The sequence below is a fragment of the Streptomyces sp. NPDC005820 genome (assembly GCF_040630255.1).
In the GTDB taxonomy this organism is placed as follows: Bacteria; Actinomycetota; Actinomycetes; order Streptomycetales; family Streptomycetaceae; genus Streptomyces.
On the sequence record NZ_JBEXXE010000027.1, the window covers coordinates 1 to 20,435 of the forward strand.

General features: G+C 70.8%; 18 protein-coding genes and 1 pseudogene. 13 read left to right on the plus strand and 6 right to left on the minus strand.

All coding sequences use genetic code 11. From position 1 onward, the window contains the following. Positions 1-111: 111 nt before the first annotated feature. Positions 112-930 (minus strand): enoyl-CoA hydratase/isomerase family protein, encoded by an 819-nt coding sequence (locus tag ABZ464_RS30135; RefSeq protein ID WP_359281777.1) that lies wholly within the window; start codon positions 928-930, stop codon positions 112-114. A 742-nt stretch (positions 931-1,672) separates the two neighbouring features. Beyond that, on the minus strand, positions 1,673-2,497 hold the full coding sequence (locus ABZ464_RS30140; RefSeq protein ID WP_359281780.1) for an IclR family transcriptional regulator: 825 nt from the start codon (positions 2,495-2,497) through the stop codon (positions 1,673-1,675). A 169-nt stretch (positions 2,498-2,666) separates the two neighbouring features. Between ABZ464_RS30140 and ABZ464_RS30145 the strand changes: the two genes are divergently transcribed. Beyond that, positions 2,667-3,860, plus strand: a complete 1,194-nt coding sequence (locus ABZ464_RS30145) for an FAD-dependent monooxygenase (RefSeq protein WP_359281783.1) — start codon at positions 2,667-2,669, stop codon at positions 3,858-3,860. Between the two features lie 112 nt (positions 3,861-3,972). Here ABZ464_RS30145 and ABZ464_RS30150 read toward each other — a convergent pair whose 3' ends face one another. After that, positions 3,973-4,842: a fumarylacetoacetate hydrolase family protein gene (locus ABZ464_RS30150; RefSeq protein WP_359281785.1), complete on the minus strand. Its 870-nt coding sequence runs from the start codon at positions 4,840-4,842 to the stop codon at positions 3,973-3,975. Between the two features lie 78 nt (positions 4,843-4,920). Between ABZ464_RS30150 and ABZ464_RS30155 the strand changes: the two genes are divergently transcribed. The 6 genes from ABZ464_RS30155 (at position 4,921) to ABZ464_RS30180 (ending at position 11,202) form a co-directional block, all read left to right on the plus strand. Further along, positions 4,921-5,619 carry an FCD domain-containing protein gene (locus ABZ464_RS30155; protein ID WP_359281788.1) on the plus strand — a complete coding sequence of 233 codons (699 nt, stop codon included), beginning with the start codon at positions 4,921-4,923 and terminating at the stop codon, positions 5,617-5,619. A gap of 16 nt (positions 5,620-5,635) precedes the next feature. Further along, complete coding sequence (locus ABZ464_RS30160) at positions 5,636-6,880, plus strand: DUF3500 domain-containing protein (RefSeq protein WP_359281790.1); 1,245 nt, start codon at positions 5,636-5,638, stop codon at positions 6,878-6,880. A gap of 392 nt (positions 6,881-7,272) precedes the next feature. Further along, the gene (locus ABZ464_RS30165; RefSeq protein WP_359281792.1) at positions 7,273-8,475 is read left to right on the plus strand and encodes a helix-turn-helix domain-containing protein; all 1,203 of its coding nucleotides are present in this window, start codon (positions 7,273-7,275) and stop codon (positions 8,473-8,475) included. Positions 8,476-8,611: 136 nt separating this feature from the next. Next, on the plus strand, positions 8,612-9,193 hold the full coding sequence (locus ABZ464_RS30170) for a flavin reductase family protein (RefSeq protein WP_359281794.1): 582 nt from the start codon (positions 8,612-8,614) through the stop codon (positions 9,191-9,193). 87 nt (positions 9,194-9,280) lie between these two features. Next, positions 9,281-10,495: an acyl-CoA dehydrogenase family protein gene (locus tag ABZ464_RS30175; protein WP_359281797.1), complete on the plus strand. Its 1,215-nt coding sequence runs from the start codon at positions 9,281-9,283 to the stop codon at positions 10,493-10,495. A gap of 128 nt (positions 10,496-10,623) precedes the next feature. After that, a complete protein-coding gene (locus tag ABZ464_RS30180; protein ID WP_359281800.1) occupies positions 10,624-11,202 on the plus strand; it encodes an NAD(P)H-dependent oxidoreductase in 579 nt (192 codons plus the stop codon). A gap of 203 nt (positions 11,203-11,405) precedes the next feature. Here the strand turns inward: ABZ464_RS30180 and ABZ464_RS30185 are convergent, their stop codons facing one another. Then, complete coding sequence (locus ABZ464_RS30185; protein ID WP_359281802.1) at positions 11,406-11,843, minus strand: Rrf2 family transcriptional regulator; 438 nt, start codon at positions 11,841-11,843, stop codon at positions 11,406-11,408. 128 nt (positions 11,844-11,971) lie between these two features. On the opposite strand from ABZ464_RS30185, the gene ABZ464_RS30190 reads away from it, so the two are divergent. Further along, positions 11,972-12,616 carry an NAD(P)H-binding protein gene (locus tag ABZ464_RS30190; protein WP_359281805.1) on the plus strand — a complete coding sequence of 215 codons (645 nt, stop codon included), beginning with the start codon at positions 11,972-11,974 and terminating at the stop codon, positions 12,614-12,616. A 502-nt stretch (positions 12,617-13,118) separates the two neighbouring features. Here ABZ464_RS30190 and ABZ464_RS30195 read toward each other — a convergent pair. Continuing rightward, positions 13,119-14,150: an AraC family transcriptional regulator gene (locus ABZ464_RS30195; protein WP_359281808.1), complete on the minus strand. Its 1,032-nt coding sequence runs from the start codon at positions 14,148-14,150 to the stop codon at positions 13,119-13,121. 445 nt (positions 14,151-14,595) lie between these two features. Between ABZ464_RS30195 and ABZ464_RS30200 the strand changes: the two genes are divergently transcribed. The 5 genes and pseudogenes from ABZ464_RS30200 (at position 14,596) to ABZ464_RS30220 (ending at position 19,258) form a co-directional block, all read left to right on the plus strand. After that, positions 14,596-15,507 (plus strand): dioxygenase, encoded by a 912-nt coding sequence (locus ABZ464_RS30200; protein ID WP_359281810.1) that lies wholly within the window; start codon positions 14,596-14,598, stop codon positions 15,505-15,507. Beyond that, complete coding sequence (locus ABZ464_RS30205) at positions 15,504-16,577, plus strand: maleylacetate reductase (protein ID WP_359281814.1); 1,074 nt, start codon at positions 15,504-15,506, stop codon at positions 16,575-16,577. Before ABZ464_RS30200 ends, ABZ464_RS30205 begins: the two co-directional genes overlap by 4 nt. Positions 16,578-16,639: 62 nt before the next feature. Continuing rightward, positions 16,640-17,407 (plus strand): annotated as a pseudogene (locus ABZ464_RS30210) (CoA transferase subunit A). A gap of 4 nt (positions 17,408-17,411) precedes the next feature. Continuing rightward, positions 17,412-18,056: a CoA transferase subunit B gene (locus tag ABZ464_RS30215; RefSeq protein ID WP_359281817.1), complete on the plus strand. Its 645-nt coding sequence runs from the start codon at positions 17,412-17,414 to the stop codon at positions 18,054-18,056. Next, the gene (locus ABZ464_RS30220; RefSeq protein ID WP_359281820.1) at positions 18,053-19,258 is read left to right on the plus strand and encodes a thiolase family protein; all 1,206 of its coding nucleotides are present in this window, start codon (positions 18,053-18,055) and stop codon (positions 19,256-19,258) included. Before ABZ464_RS30215 ends, ABZ464_RS30220 begins: the two co-directional genes overlap by 4 nt. Positions 19,259-19,602: 344 nt before the next feature. Here the strand turns inward: ABZ464_RS30220 and ABZ464_RS30225 are convergent, their stop codons facing one another. Beyond that, on the minus strand, positions 19,603-20,205 hold the full coding sequence (locus tag ABZ464_RS30225; protein ID WP_359281822.1) for a hypothetical protein: 603 nt from the start codon (positions 20,203-20,205) through the stop codon (positions 19,603-19,605). Positions 20,206-20,435: the final 230 nt, after the last annotated feature.

Here is a 20,435-nt window from a genome sequence, read left to right on the forward strand (position 1 = left end):
GTACCTCGATCGCATCCCCAACGGTCTCGTTGGGGTGCATGTGTACGAAGTTCGGTGCCGCGGGGCCCGCAGGGGCTGCCGCGCCAGAAGCCGACGCCGCTCACCGGCCGGTCATCGGCCCTGGTAAGTCGCCTTGCCGGGACCGTCGCGGAGGAACGAGGCGACCGCGTCGCACAGGTCGTCGGTGGCGAAGAGCGCGCCGGAGACCGCCGGTACGGCGTCGTCCGCGGCCCGCACACCGTCGCGGACCGCCGTCGCGACCAGTCGTTTGGTCGCCGCGTGGGCGCAGGTGGGACCCGCGGCGACGCGCAGCGCGTACTCCCGCGCGGCCTCGGCGAACCCTTCGTCGGGAAGCACCCGGTTCACCACGTTCCAGCGCTCCAGGGTCGCCGCCGGATAGCGCTCCCCTGTGTAGACCAGCTCACGGGCTCTGGCCGGCCCGGCGCGCTCGGCCAGCCGCTGGGGCCCTCCCATCGAGGGTGTCAGTCCTACGACGATCTCCACCAGCCCGAACGAGGCGGACTCGGCGGCCAGCAGGATGTCGCACCCCAGCGCGATCTCGAACGCCGCGGTGAGGGTCAGCCCGTGCGCGGCGAAGACCGTCGGAACCGGCAGTTCCTCCAACGCCTGGACGATCCGCACCAGTCGCCCGAACAGGGCCCCGGCGCGCTGAACCGCACCCGGGCTGTCCGCGATCGCGCCGAACGTCGCCACGTCGACGCCACCGGAGACGACCTTGCCCCGTGCCTCGACCAGCACCGCTCTGGCACGGCCGGGGCGGGTCGGATCGGTGCCGGCGGCGAGCTCGTCGACAACCCGCTCCCATGCCGTGAACACCGCCTCGTCGAAGAGGTTCAGCGGCGGACTGTCGAGTACGACGATCGCGAGGGCACCGTCGCTCTCGTACTCGATACGGACCGGTGATGTCATCGGGGTCGTCCTCTCAGAGCAGTCCATGGCGGGAGTGGTGGCGGCCGGGCCGGTATGCGCGGAACATCCGGGGCACCTCGACGAGCCGGGCGAGGGCGCGGTCAGGAGCGGCGATGGGACCGCGTGCCTCCCGGGGATGGCAGCGCGGCAGGGCCGACCTCCCTGCTCCCTGTCGTGCTCGTGGGTGCGGCGGTCGCCGTGAGTCCGGATGCCAGAAGGGTCCGTGATACGGACCGATTGACCGGCAGACGGTCCAACTGAAGCTAGGGCCGATCAGGCACGTGGTCAAGAGCCGAAGATCAAGTGCCTCCCGGGAGGGCCACGGAACAGCGGCGACCGATGGGTTTTCGTCGACTGGGCGGCCATCCTCGTCCAACGGGCCGTCAGCCTTCGCCGACCGGGAGGCCGACGCTTGGGGCATCGGCGAGGCGGGGCATCGGTCCTCCGCTGTCGGAGAGCGTCGGGGTCCGCAGAACAAGCCACCGAGGTCGACGTCGGGAGGACGGTGCCGACGAGGGCGTCCAGGCCGAAGGAGCGGATCGCTTCGGCGAGCCGTTCCACGTTGTGGATGACCCGGTACTCGCTCCGGGACGATCGCTCCGTAGGCGTGCTGGTCACGGCCGCAGTGGTCGTGCGGGACGGCGCCGAGGCCGACAGCGACGTTTCGCGGACCCACTGTGCGAGCAGCCTGCATAGGTCCGACGAAGATCTTCCTCGGCACCTTGTAGCCGACCTCCCGCTCCTACCGCCCTGTCGTCCGGACAACCGGCGTTCCCGCGGGCAGGTCCCTGACGAGCCGGTCACCCGGGCCGTGCATCCGTGCCTGCTCGACTCCCGCCGACGGATGCCAGCCCAGTCTGCGGGAGACGGCGAGGCCGGAGGCGATGACCGCCGGCCGTACCGTCCGCAGATCGACCGAACCTGCGCTCACGACGACCGACAGAGCGGCGACCACCCTGCCCTCGGCGTCGAGGACCCGGGTGGCCACCGAGTCGGCGCCGGGTGTCGTCTCCTGGCGGACGACGGCCACGCCGGTCTCGCGGCACTCGTCCAGCTGTTCCAACAACCGCGCGGGATCGGTGACGGTGCGTTCGGTGTACGCGGACAGACCTCGCGTGATGACCTGCCCGATCAGTTCGGGGCCGGCGTGGGCGAGCAACACCTTGCCCACGCCGGAGCAGTGCAGTGGCAGCCTCCCGCCGATCTTCGACATGACGTCCACCGCGTTGCCCGCCGACAGCCGTTCGACGAGCACCGCCTCGGTGCCCTCCAGCACCGCGAGCTGTACGTGCTGGCGCAACGCGGTGTGCAGGTCGTCCATGAACGGGAGCGCGGCGGTCCGCAGCGGGACGCTCAGCGGCGCCAGTGTGCCCAGCTGCCACAACCGGATGCCCACGGTGAACCCGCCGTCCGCCGCCCGCTCCAGCGCACCCGCCTCCACGAGTTCCAGGGCCAGCCGGCGCACCGTCGCATGGGGCAGTCCGGTTTCCCTGGTCAGGTCGGCCAGGGTCAGGCGTGACCGGCCGGGCCGGAACGCGAAGAGCACGTCGAGCAGCCGTGAACTCACGCTGCGACCGGGCTGACCGGTACGGGGCATCGGTCCTCCGCTCTCGGAGACACCTGCCGGATTCCGGTGTCCGTTCAATGGACAATAGCTCTTTCGGTGGTGTCGGCGCCTCAGTGAGGATCCGGGCGTCACATCAGGATGCTCGCCCTTGAGGCAGAGGAGTGGAACCATGCCCGTTCACGTGTCCGGCCCGCGGATTGCCATCGTGGGGGGTGGCATCGGTGGTCTGGCTGCCGCGGCTTTCCTTCGTCGGGCGGGGCTCAGTGCCACCGTCCATGAGCAGGCGCCCGCACTCGGTGAGGTCGGTGCCGGGCTGGTCGTCGCGCCCAATGCGGTACGGCTGCTGCGCCGTCTCGGTGTCATGGAACGGTTCCTGCGCCGGGCCGTTGCGCTGGACTGGGGCTGGGAGTTCCGCCGGTGGGCGGACGGGGATGTGCTGTCGGTGGAGAAGCTCAGTGAGGTGTGCGAGCGGCTCTATGGCGAGCGTACGTACGTCGTCCACCGGGCCGACCTGCTCGACACCGTGAAGTCGGCGGTGCCGGGCGACTGGATTCGCCTGGGCGCCCGCTGCACGTCGGTCGCCGAGAGCGCGCACGGTGTGCGGCTGGACTTCGCCGACGGCAGCAGCAGTGAGGCGGATGTCGTGATCGGTGCCGATGGCGTGCACTCCGTCGTGCGGAGCATGGTCGCCGAGCCCGCGCCGCCGGAGTACTCGGGCATCTGCGCGTTCCGCACCATCGTGCCCGCGGACGCCGCACCCGAGTTCGCCCTGCGGCCCGCCCAGACCCTGTGGCTCGGGCCCGGGCGGCATTTCGTCCATTATCCGATCAGCGGCGGACGGGCCGTGAACGTCGTCGCGTTCGCTCCCGCCGGTGACTTCACCGACGAGTCGTGGAGCGCGAAGGCCACCATCGAGGAGTTCCACGCGGAGTTCGCCGGCTGGGACCCGCGGGTGACGGACCTGATCGCCGCTGGTGGTGTCCCGGGCCGCTGGGCGCTGCTGGACCGGGCGCCGTTGCGGCACTGGAGCCGGGGCCGGGCCACCCTGCTCGGGGATGCCGCGCACCCCATGTTCCCGTTCTTCGCCCAGGGCGCGGCCCAGTCCATCGAGGACGCCGCCGTGCTTGCGCGCTGCCTGGCCGGATCGGTCGGCGATCCCGAGCAGGCGCTGAAGCGTTACGAGGCGGTGCGCGTCGAACGCACCACGCGCCTGCAGCAGATCAGTCACGGCCGCCGGGACCTCAACCATTTGCCCGACGGCCCCGACCAGCAGGCCCGTGACACGGCACTGGCGGGTTCCGACCCGCTGGTGGGCAACGGCTGGATCTACGGCTACGACGCCGAGGAAGTGCCCATCGGGTGAACTCCGGCCCGCCTCGCGCACAGGAGAGGCGAGGTGCGAGGCGTGGCCGCCGGTTGAACCCGTACGGCTCGGCTCTCCGCGGAGCCCCGGTGCGCCGGAGATCCGGATGTGGTCAGCCTGCCGAATCCCGGTCGGGGACGTTCCTGCGGTGCTCCCCGCCCACGATCGTGTTGCGCAGGATCCCGAGGCGCTCGACCTCGACCTCCACCTCGTCGCCGGGCCGAAGCAGCCAAGGCGGCGTGCGGGCGTAGCCGACGCCCGACGGGGTGCCGGTGGCCAGCAGGTCTCCGGGGTGCAGTGTGAGGGTGCGCGATATGTGGGCGAGCGTCTCGCCCACCTGGTGGATCATCTGGCTGGTGGAGGCGTCCTGGACGGTCGTGCCGTTGACCCGGGTCCGGACCCGCAGCCCGTCCCGCAGGTCACCCACCTCACCGGCGGGCACCATCGGGCCCAAGGGGCCGGAGCGGTCGGCGTTCTTCCCGAGGATCCACTGCGAGGTCAGTTTCTGCGCCCGTCGTGCGGTGACGTCGTTGAACGTCGAGTAGCCGACGACCGCGTCGAGCGCCTCGGCGGGATCCGCGTCCACCAGCCTCCGGCCCACCCAGGCCACGATCTCGCCCTCCCAGTCCAGGCCGTCCTCGGTCAGGGGCACGGGGATGGCGGCACCGCCGACCGTCAGCGAGCGCGTCCAGCGTGCGAACAGGGTGGGATGCTCCGGCAGTTCATGGTCCCGGTAGGACCCCTCGGCGGCGTGTTCGAGATAGTTCAGCCCCACGCACAGCATCTGTGCCTCCGGCAGCACCGGCGGTACCAGACGCGCCTCTCCCACCGGAACGGACCCGTCGGCCGGCGGGCGGGCCAGCCATCCTTCGGGGTCGGCCCAGAACTCCCGCAGCCCGGCCAGCACGGTGAGCCTTCCGTCGTCGGGCGACAGACTCGCCACCCGCACCTCGTCGCCGCACGCCACTCCAACGATCCGCATCCGCACTCCCTGGTTCGGAGACGGCACAGCGCCGTCCAACCCTTCTAAAGGTTATAACGTTTATGGTTGAATGGCGCCATGGTCACCGAGAAACGCACCACCCTGCTGGCCGGCCTCGGCGTTCCCGGCGGCACCCGGGCCGAACAACTCGCCGCGGCACTTGAGGACCGCATGCGCGGTCTGGGCCCCGGTTCGCCGGTCGGAACCATCGAGGAGATCCGGCAGGAGTCCGGGCTGGCCCGCGCCACGGTCAGCGAGGCCGTCCGGCTCCTGCGCGACCGTGGCGTACTGGAGATCCGTCCCGGCCGCGGCGGCGGACTGTTCGTCGCGGACCAGAGCCCGGTGGTCCGGCTGCGTCACACGCTGCTCAGCGTCACCGGCGAGCCCGGCACGGTCGCGGACGCCGTCGAACTCCGCACCCACCTGGAGGAGCTGATCGCCGTGGGTGCCGCCCGGTGCGCGGGCGCGGACGACATCCCGGCACTGCGGGCCGCCCTGGACGACATGGCCGCCGCGCCGGACTGGGACGCCTTCGTGCGGGCCAACTGGGCACTCCACGAGCACATCGCGCGGCTGTCCCCGAACACGATGGCCCGCGCCGTCTACGTCGGAACGCTCGGGCACCTCACGTCGTCCACCGCGCGAACCGCCGACCTCGACGCCGACGCCTACCGCGCGAGGCGGCTGCGGATCCACGCCGACCTGGTGGAGGCGATCGCCGCCGGGGACGAGGACGCCGTCCGTGCGGCCGTCGCGCGCCACAACCACACCGACTGACCGCAGGGGAGCCGCCATGTCGCCGGCCGAGTACCGCAAGTACCTCTACGCACCCGACTCTCCACGACTGGCCTCGATCAGGGGCCTGGACGCCTACGAGTACCGAGAGGCGGCCAAGGCGGACCCGTTCACGGGCGGGCTGATCCGGGGCTGGAAACCCCTGCAACTGGCCGAGTTCCGAGGAACGACCGAGGACGGCACACTCCGGCCCGAGGTGCACACCCGGGAGCCGGTCCGCCCCGGCGAGGAGGCTCCCGTCGCCGACATGGTCACCGCGGCGCGGGACCTGCTGGCTGCCCTGGACGACGACGGCCGCGCCGAGCTGCTCCACCCCGTGGACGCCGTCGAGTGGCAGACCTGGGCCAACCCGGAGTTCCTGCAGTTCGACACCGGTATCCGCCTGGAGTTCCAGCCGCCCGAGGTACGGCGCAGGGCCCTCGCACTGGTCGAGGCGTCGCTGAGCCCCGAGGGCTTCCGCCTCGTGCACGACATGATGCTGATCAACGGCTTCCTCGGCGAGGTGGTGGGCCTGGAGACGATCCTCAACGAGTTCAGCTACAACTTCGCGCTCTACGGTGAACCCGACCCCACGGCTCCGTGGGGCTGGCAGCTGTTCGGCCACCACTGCGCCGTGAACTGCCTGGTCGTCGAGGGGCGTATGGTCGTCAGCCCGGTCTTCCTGGGGGCCGAGCCCAACGAGATCGACGACGGCCCCCGCGCCGGCACGACCGCCTTCACCGACCGGATCCGTCTGGGCACGGACCTGATGGGCGCGCTCCCGCCGGGCCTGCGAGCCACCGCGACCGTGTACCGGCGGATGGTGGACCCCGCCATGCCGCCCGGCCGCGTCCACCCCGGCGACGAACGGCACCTCGCCGGCGCCTTCCAGGACAACCGGATGATCCCGGTCGAGGGCCTGCGGGCCGCGGACATGCCCGAGCGAGCCCGGGAGATCCTCCTGGACATCGCCGAGTCGTTCGTGTCCCTGCTGCCCGACGGCCCGCGCGCGGCCCGGATGCGCGAGATCCGCGGCCACCTCGACGAGACCTGGTTCAGCTGGATCGGCGGTCACGAGGCCGGCGACGTCTTCTACTACCGGCTCCAGTCGCCCGTCCTCATCGCCGAACTCGACCACCACTGCGGCGTCTTCCTCGACTACGACACCCCGAAGCCGTTCCACGTCCACACCGTGCTGCGCACTCCGCACGGCAACGACTACGGCCGCTCCTACGTGCGCGACTGGCAGGCACGGAACGCCTGAGCACAGGAACGGGGTGCTTGGTCGTGCCCTGCGAGCCCCGAGTCGCGCGCGATATCGTATGCAACGCCCCGGACGACGTCACCGCTGCGGCGGTGACCGCCGTCCTCGGCCCCGAGAAGGTCGGCCGGCCAAGGTGCGCGTGAACGACAGGGACGGCTTCCGACTGCCGTACGAGTGATGCGAGGCCGTGTTCGTCCTGATCACGCCGACCAGGAAGCCAGGTGGGCCCAGATGACCGAGAGCCCAGGCCGGCCGCCCGTGCCCGCGGGCCCGGGAAACGGGTCGGGCCGGTGACCGTCGAGGGGCGATGGGTCCGGGAACTGCGACCGACCCGGACCGACTTGCCCGCTCCCGCCTGCAGCTCCGAGATCTTTCAACCGGCCCTTGACCGGTTGGGCGAAGCGCCCGTGGCCTGGGCGGTCGAGCTCGCCCTCGAACTCAGCGAGAGGGCGAGCGAAGTGCTGCCGCTGGGCGGCCGGGACCGCGCGGTGCAGACGTTGCGGCCCAGCTCGGAGTCGTTCGTCATCACCACGCTGCTCTCCGTGCTGTCCGGCGCGCCGGAAAAGTCGGGGAGAACACGCGAGATCGAGCAACAGGTGATCGACATGATCCCTCGTCGCGTGCCGCTGGAACAGGTCCTGAGCGGGTTCCGCGCAGGGAACGAGCAGCTCGCGGACGCGTATCTCGGCGCATGCCGACGCATCGTCCCGCCGGACCAGCAGGCGGAGCAGCTGGAGCTGGTGTTCACGATCCTCTTCGAGTTCGCCAATTCGTTCCACGCCGCGATCACCGACTTCTACCTCGCGGAGGAGCGTCGCTGGCTGGCGAGTACGCACGCGCGCCGGGACGAGACGGTGCGGTCGATTCTCGCGGGCGAGGAGGTCTCCACCGAGACCGCGTCCCGGGTTCTCGCCTATGACCTGGCAGGCTCCTCGCACGTCGGCATGGTCTTCCGACGGAGCACAGCCGCCTCCGGGAATGCCGCTCCGCTGCGTGAGGTGGCCGTGTCGGCGTTGCGCGGCCTGGGGGCGACCGCACATCTGGTGATGGTGGTCGACCGGACGGAGGTCTGGGCGTGGGCGACTGTCACCAGCCAGTCCGCTCCGCTCGCGGCCGCCGTCACGGAGTGCCCCGATGTCCTCGTCGCGCTGGGGAGACCGCACCCCGGCCTGCGGGGATTCGCGGCCTCTCACGCCGAGGCGCAGGCCGCCGCGCGCGTGGCCGAGTTGACCATCCACGCGGTCAGCGGCGGGCGGGCCGTGGACTACCACGACGTTCGCCTGGTGGCGCTCCTCACCGCCGAACCGGGCGAGGCGCTGAGCTTCATGCACGACGAGCTCGGCAGGCTGGGCGACAGCGGGGAGACGCCGCGTGTGCTGCGCGAGACCCTGCGGGCGTACCTGGAATGCAACTGCAGACCGCAGGACGCGGCGCGCACCCTGTTCGTCGCGAAGAACACGGTCATCTACCGCGTCAGGCGTGCGGAGGAACTGCTCGGACACGCCGTCAGGACCCGGCAGCTCGAACTGGGCGTCGCCCTGCGACTCGCGGCCGTCATCGGCCCGGACGCGGGCCCCGCTGCCCCGACCGCGTAGCCGGTCGCCCCGCGCGGAGTTGGTCGGTCGGCGCAGTCGGCGCCGGACGATTTGGTGAGATCGGGCAAGAGCTCAGGTCGGCATGTCGGGTTCCATGAACACATCGTTTCGTCGATGTTGACAGGAGACGCCGCCGATGTCTGAAATCACCGATCGTGGTCACACGCGACAGCACGTCGCATTGATCGACGAAGCCTCTCTTGAACCAGGCCTGTCGGCGGACGGTTTCCGTGAGGCGTTCCGCAATCACGCGGGCGGGGTGGCGGTCGTGACCGCCGATGCCGGCCGAGGTCCGGTCGCGCTGACCGCGACGTCGGTGATATCGGTGAGCGCGACGCCGCCGCTGCTCGTCTTCTCGGTGTCGGCCCTCTCCTCGGCCACGCCGACCATCCTGGAGTCGTCCTCCGTGGTCGTGCACCTGCTGGGGGCCGACCAGGTCGACCTCGCGCGGCTGTGCGCGACGAGCGGAGCGGACCGCTTCGCCGACACCGCCGCCTGGACCCGGCTGGCCACCGGCGAGCCGTACTTCGTCGCCGCCCCGGTGTGCATCCGCGGCACCATCGCGGCCACCTTCGCGGCCGGAGCCTCGACGCTCGTCGTCGTCAACGCCACCTACGCGCACCACGCGCCGGCGGACGCCTCGCGTCCGCTGATCTACCACAACCGGACCTGGCACCAGCTGAGCGAGCTGTCCGAGTTGGTCTCGGGCACGCGTTAGCGCGACCGCGACCGCGCCCGCATGCGCTCCCGCCCTCCGGCCGGAGCCGAAGACAGGCAGAACCCTCCCCCGGAACGGAGCCCCATCATGACGGTCCACGCGGTCAGCGCCACGCAAGCGGCGGCCGATGCGGCAAGTACACGCGAGACACTGGTGCACACCGCACATGACCTGATCCCCCTCCTGCGGGAGAACGCGGAACGCACGGAGAACGGTCGTCGCCTCACACAGGAGGTGACCGACGCGGTGCGGTCCGCCGGCCTCTTCCAGGCCTGTACGCCGCTTGCGTCCGGCGGATCCGGCGGCGGTGTCCGGACACTCGTCGAGGTCTCCGCCGAACTCGCCCGTGGTGACGGGTCCGCGGGATGGGTCGCGTTCATCGCGAACACCACCGCCTTCGGCATGGGAATGTTCCCCGAGGAGGTGCGGGCCGCCGTCTACACGGATCCCCACAACGTGGCGATCAGCCAGTTCACACCGGGCGGAGCGGGGACCGAGGTGGACGGCGGTTACCGGCTCAACGTCAGGTGGCCGTTCGCGTCGGGCAGCCACCAGGCGCAGTGGACGCTGAGCGCCTTCGCCGTGGTGGACGACGCCGGGCAGATGCGGGAGATCCGCTACGCCCTCGTGTCCGCGGCCGATCTCACGATCGAGGACACCTGGTACGTGGCGGGGATGGCCGGGACCGGGAGCAACACGTACGTGGCGAAGGACCTGTTCGTTCCGCACGAGTTCACACTCGATCAGGACGTCTTCATGGGCAGGAGGTTCACGTCGTGGCTCCCGGAGGAGCCCGGATACCGGGCTTCGCTCGCCACCAGCGCCTGCCTGGGCATCGTCGGACCGATCATGGGCATGGCCGAAGCGGCCTGGGACCTGACGTTGGCCTCGATGAAGTCCGGCCGCCCGATCACGGCCGGGTACCCCGACATCCGCCGGGCTCCCAGCTACCGCCTCGCTCTGGCGGACGCGCGGGCGGCGATCGACACAGGACGCTTCCATCTCCTGCGGGCCGCCGACGCCCTCGACACCGCCGCCCACGAGGGCCGGGTCCTCGAACCCGGCGAGCGGGCGCTGCTGCGCGGTGACGCCGCCGTCGCGACCCGCAGCTTCCGCGGCGCCGTCGATCTGCTCCTGGACATCGGCGGCACCCGCAGCTTCGCACTGTCCAACCCGCTCCAGCGGGTGTGGCGCGACATCGAGGTCGCCAGCCGCCACGGCCTGAACAACGTCCTCATGAACCGCGAGGAGTACGCACTGAGCCTGCTCGGGATGGACCAGGAATTTCCCGACTACCTCTGATCCTCCACACCGCGGGTTTCCTTCTTCGACCCCCGCGTCCAAGGTGCCGATGCTCCGCCGTGATGCGCGGAGCATCGCCCCTTCTTCTTCCCCCCCGCACCCGGTATCGAACGACTGGAGAACTTTCCATGGCCAAGTTGGAGACCATCGTCGCGAGCACGCGGCCGGGGCGGATCGGCCTCACCATCGGAGAGTGGTTCGAGACCCACGCCAGGGAACATGCCGGATTCGACGAGATTGAGCTGGTGGACCTGGCTGAGGTGAACCTGCCGTTCATGAACGAGCCGCACCACCCGCGCCTGGGCAAGTACACCCACCAGCACACCCGTGACTGGAGCGCCAAAATCGCGGAGGCGGACGCCTTCGTGTTCGTGATGCCGGAGTACAACTTCGGCTACAACGCCGAGTTGAAGAACGCCATCGACTACCTGCATCGCGAGTGGCAGTACAAGCCGGTCGGCCTGGTCAGCTACGGAGGTGTCTCCGCGGGCACCCGGGCCGCGCAGATGATCAAGCAGGTGGTGACCACCCTGAAGATGACACCGGTCTTCGAGTCGGTGTCGATGCCCTTCGTACACCAGCTCGTGGATGAGCAGGAGGGCCTGGTGCCGAATGACATCATGACCGGCTCAGCGACGGCGATGCTCGACGAACTCGTCCGGGTGGCCAAGGCTCTGCGCCCGCTGCGCTCGACCACGGCGGTGTAACCCTCCCCGCCGGGAGGGCGCGCGCGAAAGACAGCGGACAACTCGGCGACGCGTCCCACGTCGTCACGGACACGGACCAGGCCGGTGCTCGGCCGACTGGGGCAGTGAAACCCGATCCCGATGATGTGCGGAGGCGTCTGGGCCGGGGGCGGATCAGCCGTTGCCCTGATCGCATGCTGATCGGTTCGCTCGCGTCGTCGGGCTCAGCCGCCTTCCACCGCCAACGCGATGTCCTCGCGCAGTACCTCGGCGATGGTCGTGCGGGCGAGTTCGCTCAGCAAGGCGCGGCGTGCCCGCCGGTCCAGCGCGAGGAGGCTGTGGTGGACGCGTCGGCCCGCAGGGCAGTCGGGCTGCGGGACGTGCATGCCCAGGACCGGGTCCTCGCCGTTGAGCGCCAGCCAGACCATGGCCAGGTCGATCCGCTCGGCGTCGTGTTCGAGCATCCAGCCGCCGCGCGGTCCGGGCTGCGAGCGGACCAGCCCGGCCGTGCGCAACTGGCCGAGGATGCGACGCGCGTGCGCGGCGTTGGTCGCGGGGCTGACGGCGAGGGACTGCGAGTCCCGCCATTCGCCGGGACTCCCGGCCAGCAGGGTGAGCAGGTGCACGCCGACCGCGAACTGGGTGTTCGTGGGCTGTGCCATGCATTCCATGGTACGGCCTCCGCGAGAAACCGTACCTGTTGCTGTTACAGTTAGATTCGTAAGCGCGGCGGTTGCGAATTAGCCGGCGCTGGAGCACAGAACAGCGACACACACCTAGGGAGACCCCCATGGCGGCCATCACCGTCTTCGGCGCGACCGGCTACGCCGGCGGCCACATCACCGACGAGGCCCTGCGCCGCGGCCACGAGGTCATCGCGGTCAACCGCACCGGCTCCGCCGAGGCCCGCCCCGGGGTCACCCCGGTCGCCGGGTCCCTCGACGACGAGGCCCTGGTGCGCGACCTGGCGGCCAAGTCCGACGTGCTGGTCGTCGCGGTCCACGGCAGCGCTGACGGCAAGCCGTTCCTGCTCCCGCTCGTCCCCTCGCTCCTGACCGCGGCGGCCGAGGGCGGTGCCCGGATCGGCGTGGTGGGCGGCGCGGGCAGCCTGCACGCGGCCGAAGGCGGTCCGCGGCTGATCGACTCCCCTGACTTCCCGGAGGCCTACAAGGCAGAGGCGGTCTCGCACGCCCAGGCGCTGGAGGCACTGCGGGCGGACGACACGGACGCGCACTGGTTCTACGTCAGCCCGGCCGCCGAGTTCGGCGCCTGGGTGCCGGGCGAGCGCACCGGCGTCTTCCGCGTCGGCGGCGACGTGCTGCTCTCCGACGCCGAGGGCAGGTCCTTCATCTCCGGCGCCGACTACGCCATCGCCTTCGTCGACGAGATCGACAAGCCCACCCACCGCCAGGCCCGCTTCAGCGTCGCCTACTGACCCGATCGCGCGGGCAACCCGACGTCGTCTGCGTGCCGTTCGTCGTCCTCGACACGGCCCGCGGCGTCGCCAGGAGGGAACCGGCCCGGCGCACGGGGATGCTCGTACGCTGGGCTCTGACGTCGTACAACGCCCCACCAGCCCTCGCCTGCGGGTACGACCACGAGTCTGGGTCACCGCGGACCGTCGTCGAACGTCCGCCGGCCCTGGCAAGGGGGCCGTTCGAGGCCGAATCCCGGCGTCGGAGCCATGCGAACCCGGCAGACCGGCGAGCGGTACACCTCATGAAGCCGTGAGTCCCACCTGCCTATGGCGCCATCGCCCGATTCGGCGATGGCGCCATACCCGGTGCGCCGGACGTGCCGGGGACGCCGGCACCGGCAGGACGCCGTCTTCCGATGGGGGAGTGCCGTAACCCGGTACGGTGGGCGAATGCCATGACCACGGAGGACGTGTCGCCGACGCCCGCTCCTCGGCGTGACCACCCGCTTCGCGACGCGGGCTATGCCGACGTACGTTCGCCGCCGTGCCCGAGGTCCTTCCGCTCACCGCGGTCCTGGCCGTCGGATCCGGCAAGTGTCTCGGAGGGTGCGGCTCCGAAGCGCCGGCGATATGCGGCGGAGAACCGGCTCAGGTGGGTGAAGCCCCACCGTCCGGCCGCTTCGGTGACTCCCGTGGTGCCTGCCAGGAGTTCGGTGTGGACACGCTCCAGACGGACGTTGCGCAGATACGTCATCGGGGTCACGCCCACATGCTCCCTGAAACCCTCCTGGAGGCGTCGGGCGCTGACGCCTGCCGCCTGGGCCAGGTCCCCGACGGTGAACGGGGTCTCGGGGCGGGCGTCGATGAGGTCGACGGCCTTGCGGACCGTCCGCGGATAGGCGGGCGACTGCGGACGCAGCAGCTCTTCCGTGTAGTTGTGCGGTTGGGCCAGCAACAGGCCGCTCACCAGCAGGCGTTCGAAGTGCTGCCGGACCGGACGTCGGCCGATGAGCCCGTCGGCGCTGTCGGACTCGGCCAGCAGCAGGTCGAGGGTGTTGCGCCAACTGCGGCCCGGCGCGGTCGTCATGTCGAAACCGAACGCGAACTCCAGCGGAGCCTGCAGCGGATGACCCAGAAGGGCTTGGAGCTCGGTCTCGACGAGGCTCCGGTCGATCTTGATGCCCAGGTGCCTCGCGTCGTTGCCGCAGCTCAGCAGCCGGTGCTGCTGTGTGGGTGTGAAGACCATGGCGTCGCCTGCGGTGGCCGTCAGCTCCTGGCGGCCGGTGGCCGCCTCGATGGAGCCTCTCAGGACGACGTTGACGTGGTAGTGCGACGGCGTCCGTCCGGGATCGACGCGTGTGCGCTGGCCGAAGGTCATCATGCCGATGGTGATGTGCTCGCTGCGTGTGCCACGGAGTTCGCCGCCGGAGCCGTCGGATCCCGACAGCGGGGTGACGTCCGCCGGATAGAACAGGTCGTTGAGGCGTTCGCGGAAGTCCTCGAAGCCTGAATCGCGGCACAGCACGTGGCTCGCCAAGAGGGAGCGGCCCATGCCCCATTGTTATCTCCGACGCGGTCGGTCAACAAGGGGGGAAACGGCGGATTCCGGCGGGAAATACCAGGTCATCGGGTGGCTGAGAGCATTGTCACAAGGACTGTGGGGGCGAGTCCTCCGCGCTTCCGACCGTCGGTACCCCCAGGCCGTTCGGAACTCGTCGCGCGATTCGGCTGCCGGTCGCGCTCCGCGGATATCGCCCCTGGCCGCGGCTTCGTAGCGTTTCCCTCAGCCGGTTCGCCCCGGATCGTCGTCCACGAAGAGGAACCGTGTCCGCATCGCCGGTCTCGTCCGGGCGGAGCGGGCCCGGGCGCGGCCCGGTGCCCGAGCCTGCTCGACAGAAGCGCCCGTGCGCCCCACGGAGCGGTAGGCGAACGACCGCCGACGCACACCGGCGCCACGGCCCCGGCCGACAGGCGCCTGCCACCACTGGAGGTATGTCATGCCCGGCACCGACGAAGCGACGAAGGCCATCACCGCCGCGGTTGTCGACAGCTTCCACGACACCGCGGACTCCCGGTTGCGTGAACTGCTCCAAGGGCTCGTTCGCCATCTGCACGGTTACGTCAACGAGCTGCGCCCCACCATCGAGGAGTGGGAGTACGCCGTGGACTACCTCACCGCCGTGGGGCAGAAATGCGATCCCACCCGGCAGGAGTTCATCCTCCTCTCCGACGTGCTGGGAGTGTCCATGCTGGTCGAGACGCTGAACGAGCAGGGCGGCGGCACCGAGAGCACGGTGCTCGGGCCGTTCCATGTCGTGGAGTCCCCGAAGCGGGAGAGCGGGGACAACATAGACCTCATGGGTACCGGAACACCCTGTGTCGTCTCGCTGCGCGTCACGTCGTCGGACGGCAGCCCGCTGCCCGGAACGAGCGTCGACGTCTGGCAGTGCAGCGAGGACGGCTTCTACGACGTGCAGCAGCCCGACGTCCAGCCGCTGGGCAACGGACGCGGTCTGTTCCGGACCGACGACGACGGCCGCGTGTGGTTCCGCACGATCGTGCCGAGCCACTACCCCATTCCGACGGACGGACCGGTGGGAGTGCTGCTAGACGCCACCGAACGGCACCCGTACCGCCCGGCCCACATCCACTTCATCGTCGAGGCCGCCGGCCACCGACCGCTGACCACGCACATCTTCGTCGCCGACGGCCCCTACCTCGACTCGGACGCCGTCTTCGCCGTCAAGGAGAACCTCGTCGTCGACTTCGTGCAGGTCGACGACGCGGAGCAGGCCCGCGAGCACCAGGTCACCGCCCCGTTCCGCGCAGCCGACTTCGACATCGTCGTCGAGCCGGAGACGACCGACCCCGAGGCGATCGAGCCCGAGACGAACAAGGACGCCCGATGAACACCCCGCTCGACTTCAGCTACCAGGCGCTCCCGATGCGTGTGGTGATGGGCACCGGCGCCCTCGACCGGCTCGCCGACGAGATCGACCACGCAGGCCTCAAGCGGGTCATGGTGCTGTGCTCGCCCGAACAGCGGGAGCTCGCCGAGACCGTGGCCGGTCTGATCGGTGTCCGTGCGGTGGACATCCACCCGCACGCCCGGATGCACGTACCCGCCGAGTCGGCGGCCGCTGCCCAGCGGCGCGCGCAAGAGGTGGAAGCGGACGGTTGCGTCGCCGTCGGCGGTGGCTCGGCGATCGGCCTGGGGAAGATCGTCGCCCTCCAGCACGGACTGCCGGTCGTCGCCGTACCGACGACGTACGCCGGGTCGGAGATGACACCGGTGTGGGGCCTGACGGAGAACGGCGTCAAGCGCACCGGCCGGGATCCACGCGTGCTGCCGGTCTCGGTGCTCTACGACCCCGCGCTCACCGTCACCCTGCCCGCGGCGGTCTCCGTGACCAGCGGCATGAACGCGATCGCACACGCGGTCGAGGCCCTGTACGCGCCCGACGCCTCACCCGTCATCGACCTGATGGCCGAGGAAGGGGTGCGCGCGCTCGCCGGCGCACTCCCGGACATCGTCGCCGACGGCACCGACCTCGACGCCCGCGCCCGCGCCCAGTACGGCGCCTGGCTGTGCGGCGCCTGCCTCGGTGCCACCACCATGTCCCTGCACCACAAACTCTGCCACGCCCTCGGCGGCACCCTCGACCTGCCGCATGCCCAGACGCACACCGTGGTGCTCCCGCACGCCCTCGCCTACAACCAGGACGCCGCGCCGAAGGCGGTGGCCGCGCTCGGCCGCGCCCTGGGCACCTCCGCCGACCCGGCCGCGCATCTGTGGGACCTCGCCAGCCGGCTCGGTGCGCCGCGGTCCCTTCGCGAACTCGGCATGGCGGAGAGCGACATCGACCGGATCGTCCAGGTGGCGCTGGCCAATCCCTACGCCAACCCCCGTGAGGTGACCGCGGACGGCCTCGGCCGGCTCCTGCGCGCCGCCTGGTCCGGACAGCCTCCGGTCTCCTGAGAACACCTCCGCCCAGCGACCGGGACACGGCCGACCCAGCACACGATGGAGTCCGAACGAACATGAACAAGGTCATCGCCTCCGCCGCCGAGGCCGTGGCGGACGTGCCGGACGGCGCGTCCCTCGCGGTCGGGTGATTCGGACTGAGCGGAGTGCCGGGCGCGTTGATGCAGGCGCTCTTCGCATCCGGCGTGTCGGGACTGTCGGTGGTGTCCAACAATTGCGGGGCGCTGGACTCCGGCCTGGCGGTCCTGCTCGCCGCCGGCCGTGTCGCGCGCGTCACCGGCTCCTACATCGGCGGCAACAAGGAGTTCGCCCGTCAGTACCTGGGCGGCGAGATCGAGGTCGAGATGATCCCGCAGGGCACGCTCGCCGAGCGCCTGCGTGCCGGTGGCGCCGGGATCCCCGCCTTCTACACCCCGGCCGGGGTGGGCACCCAGGTGGCGGAGGGCGGTCTGGCGTGGCGTTACGACGGCTCCGGCGGCGTCGCGCCGGCCTCGCCGCCGAAGGAGGTACGGGAGTTCGACGGCGTCGAGTACGTCCTGGAGCGCGGCATCCGCACCGACTTCGCGCTCGTACGGGCCGCCAGGGGCGACCGGCACGGCAACCTCGTCTTCAACAAGTCCGCCCGCAACTTCAACCCGCTGGCCGCGATGGCGGGCCGGATCACCGTCGCCGAGGTGGAGGAACTGGTCGAGCCCGGCGAGATCGAGCCCGACGCCGTGTACCTGCCGGGCATCTTCGTGCAGCGGGTGGTCGCCCTGACTCCCGAGCAGGCCGCCGACAAGCGGATCGAGAAGGTCACCACCACGCCGAGAGGGGACGCGTAGTCACATGGCCTGGACACGTGAGGAGATGGCCGCACGGGCCGCGCGCGAACTGGCGGACGGCCAGTGCGTCAACCTCGGCATCGGCCTGCCCACCCTCATCCCCAACCACCTCCCCGACGACGTGGAGGTGATCCTGGAGTCGGAGAACGGCATCCTGGGCACCGGCCCCTTCCCGTACGAGGAGGATGTGGACCCGGATCTGATCAACGCGGGGAAAGAGACCGTCACGGTCCTGCCGGGAGCGAGCTTCTTCGACTCGGCGCTGTCCTTCGGCATGATCCGCGGCGGCCACATCGACGTCGCGGTGCTCGGCGCGATGCAGGTCTCCGCCCGCGGCGACCTCGCCAACTGGGCCGTCCCCGGCAAGATGATCACCGGCATCGGCGGCGCGATGGACCTCGTCCACGGCGCCCGCACCGTGATCGTCGCGATGACGCACACCGCCAAGGACGGCTCCCCGAAGATCGTCGACGAGTGCACGCTGCCGCTCACCGGCAAGGCGTGCGTCGACCGCATCATCACCGACCTGGCGGTCATCGACGTCACCCCGGCCGGCCTGCTGCTGACCGAGACCGCGCCCGGCGTCACGGCAGACGAGGTCGTCGCCAGGACCGCCGCCGAGCTGACCGTCGCGAAGGACCTCACATGACCAAGGACGTCTACCTCGTCGACGCGGTCCGCACCCCGGTCGGAAGGTACAACGGCTCCCTGGCCTCCGTACGCCCGGACGACCTGGCCGCGCACACCATCCGTGAACTCCTCGCCCGTACCCCGGACCTGGACCCCTCCCTGATCGGCGACGTGTACTACGGCAACGCCAATGGCGCCGGCGAGGAGAACCGCAACGTCGCCCGTATGGCGGGGCTCCTCGCGGGTCTGCCCACGTTCGTACCGGGCGTGACCGTCAACCGGCTGTGCGCCTCGGGCCTCGAAGCCGTGGTCCAGGGCTACCGGGCGATCGCGCTCGGGGACGCGTCCGTGATCGTCGCGGGCGGGGTCGAGTCGATGACCCGCGCGCCGTACGTGCTCCCCAAGCCGGACCGGCCCTTCCCCGCCGGGCACACCGAGCTGTACTCGACCACGCTCGGCTGGCGGATGGTCAACCCGGCGATGGACCCGCAATGGACCATTCCGCTCGGCGAGTCCGCCGAGCTCATCGCCGACAAGCACAAGATCACGCGCGAACAGCAGGACGAGTTCGCGTTCCACTCCCACCTGAAGGTCGTACGGGCACAGGAACAGGGCCTCTTCGACGCCGAGATCACTCCGGTCCCGGTGCCGCGGCGCAAGGGCGACCCGATTCTCTTCGCGGCGGACGAGGGCGTCAGGGCGGACGTCTCGCTGGAGGCGATGGCCAAGCTCGGCCCGTCCTTCCGCAAGGAGGGAGGCACGGTGACAGCGGGCAACTCCTCCCCGCTCAACGACGGCGCGGCAGCCCTGCTCCTGGCCGACGAGGAGGGGCTGAGGGCGACGGGCCGCGAGCCGCTCGCGCGGATCACCGCGTCCGGTGTCTCCGCGATCGAGCCGCACTACTTCGGCCTCGCCCCGGTCGAGGCGGTCCACCGCGCCCTCGACCGGGCCGGCCGGAACTTCGCCGACCTCGACGTGCTCGAACTCAACGAGGCGTTCGCCGCACAGGTGCTCGGCTGCGTCGCGGAGTGGCCGGAGTTCGACCCCGCGATCCTCAACCCGCTCGGCGGCGCGATCGCCCTGGGCCACCCGCTCGGCGCCTCCGGCGCCCGGCTGGCCGGTACGGTCGCCCACCAGCTGGCCCGCAAGGGCTCCGGCGTGGGCGTCGCGGCCTTGTGCATCGGCGTCGGCCAGGGCCTCGCTCTCGCACTCGAACGCTGAGGCCCGCCAGGTGCCACCCTCCGGTGGACCCCGGAGGCACGGACCGCCGTCGGCCGGGAACCGGGCATCCCGGCGGCCGGTCCGGGGCAGGCGCTGATCCTGGTCTTCCGCCACTCGGTCCCGGCGTTCGACCCCGGCCGGCCTTGGCCCTCGTCGTTCCGGAGAGGAGCTCTCGACCTCCATGCCGAACCGCGATGCCGACGGCTCGGACACCTTGCCCGCTCCGGATCCGGACACCGAGGTGACGGCACTGGCCGGGTGGGGACGGCGGTGGGGGCGGGCCCGGCTTGGCCCGCCCCCACCATGCGGGGCTGGGGGGTGTCACCCCGCGCTCGTGCGGTCGGCTAGCCGGTGATCTTCTGCTTCAGCTGCGCGACCCCGTCCTTGATCTTCTGCTCGGTCTCGGTGCGCTTGCGGTCGCGCCGGTCCTTCGCCTCCTCCTTCCGGATCCGGTCGGCAGCCTCCTCCATGGCCTTGAGTTCGGTGCGCACCGAGTCGGAGGGGCGACGCTCGACGACGGCGTCGTAGCGCATCGCCAGCAGGTCGAGGGCTTGCGGGTCGGACTCCCGGACCTCGGCGAGGGCGGCGGTGCCGCCGGGCGGCATGTGCGAGGTCAGGAGGGTGACGGTGCCGGTGGCCTCCTCGGCCCGCTTGTAGTCGTAGCCGCTGCCGATCACCGCGCCGATGCCCCAGCCCGTCAGTACGCCGAGGGGCCCGCCGAGGATGCCGACCAGCGACCCGACCAGCCCGCCGACGGCCGTGTTGCGCCCAGCCTCGGTCTCCAGACCCTCCGGGACGCGGACCGTGCCGTCCTCCAGGCGTTCGATCAGGACGGCCCCGCGGAGCTCGACCGTGGCGGACGTGAGGTGCTTGAGATCGCTGAGAGCCTGGTAGGCGGAGGCGCGGTCGGCGAAGCGGAGGACGACGGCGTTCTCGGTCATGGACATGTGCTGTCTCCTTTGGATTCGTGCACTGCATCTGTGAGACAGTGTGTATCGAAGTGGAGTTATGAGTCAAGGTGTCTCAGAAATTTGAGGTGTCCCTTGTCTCACGGTCCGAGGTGAGAGAAGTGCCTGTGTTCCGGACCGGTGCCTGTCCCCGTGCCGTCGCACGCGCGTCGCCGCCCTCGCGACCGCGGCGGGTCGACCGGCTCGACCAGCCCGTTTCCTCGTCCGCC